Here is a 5,377-nt window from a genome sequence, read left to right as displayed (position 1 = left end):
CCGATCTCGATCTGTATCGGCGCACCGCCGAGTTGCCGAGCTCTGCGCCGCTGATCGACCTGCTGGGCTGAGCGGCTGCGATAAACCCTCGCCTGCTGCAGCGTCTCCCGGCGTCCTGGGCGCCGACAAATTCCCTCGAGCAATCCACGATCCGTAGGGTGTCACTCGCCGCAGGCAGTGCACCCTGGTTGCCCGGCGCGGCACAAAGCTGGCGGGTTGTCGCTGCGCAGCGAACGGAGCGCCGCCCGGACCGTCCTGGTGCTGCGCAAGCCTGGAGGCGGCCTGGCGCCGGAGCCCGGTATTAGCCCAGCCGTCCGATCGACGGTCCCGCGGCGCTTGACAAGGCTGGGGAGTAAACGTATGTTTCAAACACTTGTTTGATTGCTCGGTGGCCAAGATGTCGCCAGGCAGTCGGGAGTGATCCCCCAAGCGACCATCCATTCGGTCACCCAAACACACTAACAGTCCACCGCAGAGGTTATCCGCTATGCCTGACTACAAGGCCCCCTTGCGTGACATTCGCTTCGTTCGTGACGAGTTGCTCGGCTACGAAGCGCATTATCAGAGCCTGCCTGGCTGCCAAGACGCTACTCCGGACATGGTCGACGCCATCCTCGAAGAGGGCGCCAAGTTCTGCGAGCAGGTCCTGGCGCCGCTGAACCGTGTGGGTGACACCGAAGGTTGCACCTGGAGCGAGTCCGGCGTTAAGACCCCGACCGGCTTCAAGGAAGCCTACAAGCAGTTCGTCGAGGGCGGCTGGCCAAGCCTGGCCCATAACGTCGACCACGGCGGCCAGGGCCTGCCGGAGTCGCTGGGCTTGGTGGTCAGCGAAATGGTCGGCACCGCCAACTGGTCCTGGGGCATGTACCCCGGCCTGTCCCATGGCGCGATGAACACCATTGCCGAGCACGGCACCGATGAGCAGAAGCACGCCTACCTGACCAAGCTGGTTTCCGGCGAGTGGACCGGCACCATGTGCCTGACCGAGCCGCATTGCGGTACCGATCTGGGCATGTTGCGCACCAAGGCCGACCCCCAGGCCGATGGCAGCTACAAGGTTTCCGGCACCAAGATCTTCATCTCCGCCGGCGAACACGACATGGCCGACAACATTGTCCATATCGTCCTGGCCCGCCTGCCCGATGCACCGGCCGGCACCAAGGGTATCTCGCTGTTCATCGTGCCCAAGTTCCTGCCGAACGCCGAGGGCGCAGCCGGCGAGCGCAATGCTGTGTCCTGTGGTTCGCTCGAGCACAAGATGGGCATCCACGGTAACGCCACCTGCGTGATGAACTTCGACGGCGCCACCGGCTACCTGATCGGCGCGGCCAACAAAGGCCTGAACTGCATGTTCACCTTCATGAACACCGCCCGCCTGGGCACTGCGCTGCAGGGCCTGGCCCACGCCGAAATAGGCTTCCAGGGTGGCCTGAAGTATGCGCGCGAGCGTCTGCAGATGCGTTCCCTGACCGGCCCGAAAGCCCCGGACAAGGCCGCAGACCCGATCATCGTGCACCCCGACGTGCGGCGCATGCTGCTGACCATGAAGGCCTTCGCCGAAGGCAATCGCGCCATGGTCTACTTCACCGCCAAGCAGGTCGACATCGTCAAGTACAGCCAGGACGAAGCCGAGAAGAAGCAGGCCGACGCACTGCTGGCCTTCCTCACCCCGATCGCCAAGGCCTTCATGACCGAAGTCGGCTTCGAAGCGGCCAACCACGGCGTGCAGATCTATGGCGGCCACGGCTTCATCGCCGAGTGGGGCATGGAACAGAACGTGCGCGACAGCCGCATTTCCATGCTGTACGAAGGCACCACCGGCATCCAGGCCCTCGACCTGCTCGGCCGCAAGGTGCTGCAGACCCAGGGCGAAGCGCTGAAAGGCTTCACCAAGATCGTCCACAAGTTCTGCCAGGCCAACGAAGGCAACGAGGCGGTCAAGGCCTTCGTCGAGCCCTTGGCCCAGTTGAACAAGGAGTGGGGCGAGCTGACCATGAAGGTCGGCATGGCGGCGATGAAGGACCGCGAAGAAGTCGGCGCGGCTTCGGTGGACTACCTGATGTACTCCGGTTACGTCTGCCTGGCCTACTTCTGGGCCGACATGGCGCGCCTGGCGGCCGAGAAGATCGCCGCCGGTACTGCCGACGAAGCCTTCTACAAGGCCAAGCTGCAGACCGCGCGCTTCTACTTCGCACGCATCCTGCCGCGTACCCGCAGCCACGTGGCCAGCATGCTGTCCGGTGCCGGCAACCTGATGGACCTGCACGAAGACGACTTCGCCCTGGGCTACTAAGCCCGACCGCGACATCGCCTGGAAAAGCCGCGCCCTCTCGGGGCGCGGCTTTTTTCGTCTGGGGGTAGGGTCGCGTCACAGGTCAACCAGCGGTTAAACCGCCTCTCGTGGGTTTGGCGCACGCTGCCGATGGCGATGAACCCGCAAGATTCGTTGCGCCGTAACCCACCATCGGCGCAACGTGGCCCACTATCGAGGAGAGGCGCTTGGTGGGTTACGCGGCGCGCCACGATGGCGGCGCCTGATCGCTCGGAGGTTGGCGCCGCTACCCCACCCTACAAAAGCGAGGTGCAACACATATGGAGCATTGCGCCGATTACCGGCCTGTCACGGCTGTCGCCACTGCACCGCCGGCTGCGGTCCGGGTTAGTTATGACGGCGCATTCAGCGGGCGTACGGTTGTTGTGGCGCAGCCCGCTTCGGCAGTAGCTTAAGGGGTATCGACCCGCGCCCTGCGCGCCTGCCTGACGGAGAACGACCATGCCCGAGTACAAGGCCCCCTTGCGCGATACGCGCTTCTTGATCGACGAAGTCTTCGACTTTCCCAGCAGCTACGCGGCGCTCGGCGCCGTCGATGCGACCCCGGACATGGTCGGTGCCATCCTCGAAGAGGGCGCCAAGTTCTGCGAGCAGGTGCTGGCGCCACTCAATCGCTCCGGCGACGAGGAAGAGTGCCAGTTCGACAATGGCGTGGTGACCACGCCAAAGGGCTTCAAGGAAGCCTTCGCCCAGTATGGCGAGGGCGGCTGGATGAGCCTGGCGGCCGACCCGGCTTACGGCGGCCAGGGGCTGCCGCACTCGCTCGGCTTGCTGATCAGCGAGATGGTCGCCGCCAGCAACACCTCCTGGGGCATGTACCCGGGCCTGACCCAGGGCGCGATGTCGGCGATCCATGCCCACGGCACGCAAGAGCAGAAGCAGACCTACCTGACCCGGATGATCGAAGGCCGCTGGACCGGCACCATGTGCCTGACCGAAGCGCATTGCGGCACCGACCTGGGCATCATCAAGACCCGCGCCGTGCCCCAGGCCGACGGCAGCTATGCGATCAGCGGCAGCAAGATCTTCATCTCCGCCGGCGAGCACGACATGAGCGAGAACATCGTCCATCTGGTGCTGGCCAAACTGCCGGACGCGCCGGCCGGTACCCGTGGCATCTCGCTGTTTATCGTGCCCAAGTTCCTTCCCGCCGGCGATGGCGCCGTGGGCGCGCGCAATGCGGTGTCCTGCGGCTCGATCGAGCACAAGATGGGGATCAAGGCCTCGGCCACCTGCGTGATCAACTTCGACGAAGCCACCGGCTACCTGATCGGCGAGGCCAACAAGGGCCTCAACTGCATGTTCACCATGATGAACCATGCCCGCCTGGGCACCGGCATGCAGGGCCTGTGTCTCGGCGAGGCCAGCTACCAGGGCGCGCTCAAGTATGCCAACGAGCGCCTGCAGATGCGCGCCCTGACCGGGCCGAAGGCGCCGGACAAGCCCGCCGACCCTATCATCGTGCACCCCGATGTGCGGCGCATGCTGCTGACCATGAAGGCGTTCAACGAGGGCAACCGCGCCCTGACCTACTTCACCGCGCAGCTGCTCGATGTGGCTCACCTCGGTACCAGCGCCGAACAGCGCCTCGATGCGGAAAACCTGCTGGCCTTGCTCACCCCGATCTGCAAGGCCTTCATGACCGACACCGGCCTGGAGGTGACCAACCACGGCATGCAGATCTTCGGCGGCCATGGCTATATCCGCGAGTGGGGCATGGAGCAACTGGTCCGCGATTGCCGCATCGCGCCGATCTACGAAGGCACCAACGGCATCCAGGCCCTCGACCTGCTCGGGCGCAAGGTGCTCGGCAGCCAGGGCAAGCTGCTGCGCGGCTTCACCAAGATCGTCCATCAGTTCTGCACGGCCCAGGCCGAGCACCCGCAGCTCAAGGGCTACGTGGCGCAGCTGGCAGGCCTGAACCAGCAGTGGGGCGAACTGACCCAGAAGATCGGTCTGGCGGCGATGAAGAATCCCGACGAGGTCGGCGCCGCTTCGGTGGATTACCTGATGTATTCCGGTTACATCATCCTGGCCTACTTGTGGCTGCGCATGGCCGTGGTCGCCCAGGCCAAGCTCGACGCGGGCGTCGGCGATGCGGCCTTCTACCAGGCCAAGCTGGCCACCTGCGCCTTCTACTTCAAGCGCCTGCTGCCGCGTACCGCCGCCCACCTGGCGGCGGCCGAGGCCGGCAGCGAGTGCATGATGAGCCTGCCGGCCGAGCATTTCGGCGTCTGATCCGCCCTTGATGCCCGGCAAAGCCCGCCGCTTGGCGGGTTTTTGCCATCTGCGAGTTGCTCATCAAGTTGAGACTTATCGGTCACAACACGACCCTATGTCTCTGAAATGTTGCTCGGTTAAACTCCCGGGCCTGCTTTAACCCTGTTGCTCCGTTCGAGGATATTCCATGGCTGACTACCAAGCTCCCCTGCGCGACATGCGTTTCGTGCTCAACGAAGTGTTCGAAGTCTCCAAGCTATGGGCCCAACTGCCGGCCCTGGCCGAAGTGGTGGACGAAGACACCGCCAACGCCATTCTCGAGGAAGCCGGCAAGGTCACTGCCGGCGTGGTCGCGCCGCTCAACCGCAGCGGCGACGAGGAAGGCTGCAGCTGGGACAACGGCGCGGTCAAGACGCCGAGCGGTTTCCCTGCGGCCTACCGCACCTACGCCGAAGGTGGCTGGGTCGGCGTCGGCGGCGACCCGCGCTTCGGCGGCATGGGCATGCCCAAGGTGATTTCCGCCCAGGTCGAGGAAATGGTCAACGCGGCTAACCTGTCCTTCGGCCTCTATCCGATGCTCACCGCCGGCGCCTGCCTGTCGCTCAACGCCCACGCCAGCGAAGAGCTGAAGGAAAAGTACCTGCCGAACATGTACGCCGGCACCTGGGCCGGTTCCATGTGCCTGACCGAGCCGCACGCCGGCACCGACCTGGGCATCATCCGCACCAAGGCCGAGCCCCAGGCCGACGGCAGCTACAGGATCAGCGGCACCAAGATCTTCATCACCGGCGGCGAGCACGACCTGACCGAGAACATCATCCACCT

General features: G+C 64.7%; 3 protein-coding genes. All 3 read left to right on the top strand.

What is annotated here, in order from left to right:
• Nucleotides 1-487: 487 nt before the first annotated feature.
• Nucleotides 488-2,293 carry a phenylacyl-CoA dehydrogenase gene (locus ABZE94_RS20090; protein ID WP_372877796.1) on the top strand — a complete coding sequence of 602 codons (1,806 nt, stop codon included), beginning with the start codon at nucleotides 488-490 and terminating at the stop codon, nucleotides 2,291-2,293.
• A 480-nt stretch (nucleotides 2,294-2,773) separates the two neighbouring features.
• Nucleotides 2,774-4,570, top strand: coding sequence for an acyl-CoA dehydrogenase C-terminal domain-containing protein (locus ABZE94_RS20085; RefSeq protein WP_372877794.1), 1,797 nt, complete (start codon nucleotides 2,774-2,776; stop codon nucleotides 4,568-4,570).
• Between the two features lie 169 nt (nucleotides 4,571-4,739).
• A partial coding sequence (locus ABZE94_RS20080) for an acyl-CoA dehydrogenase N-terminal domain-containing protein (RefSeq protein ID WP_372877792.1) occupies nucleotides 4,740-5,377 on the top strand: 638 nt, incomplete at its 3' end.

It is taken from the genome of Pseudomonas sp., from assembly GCF_041601375.1.
Taxonomy (GTDB): Bacteria; Pseudomonadota; Gammaproteobacteria; order Pseudomonadales; family Pseudomonadaceae; genus Aquipseudomonas.
Note: the sequence above shows the minus strand (reverse complement) of the source record. Positions and strands in the feature narration are given on the sequence as shown.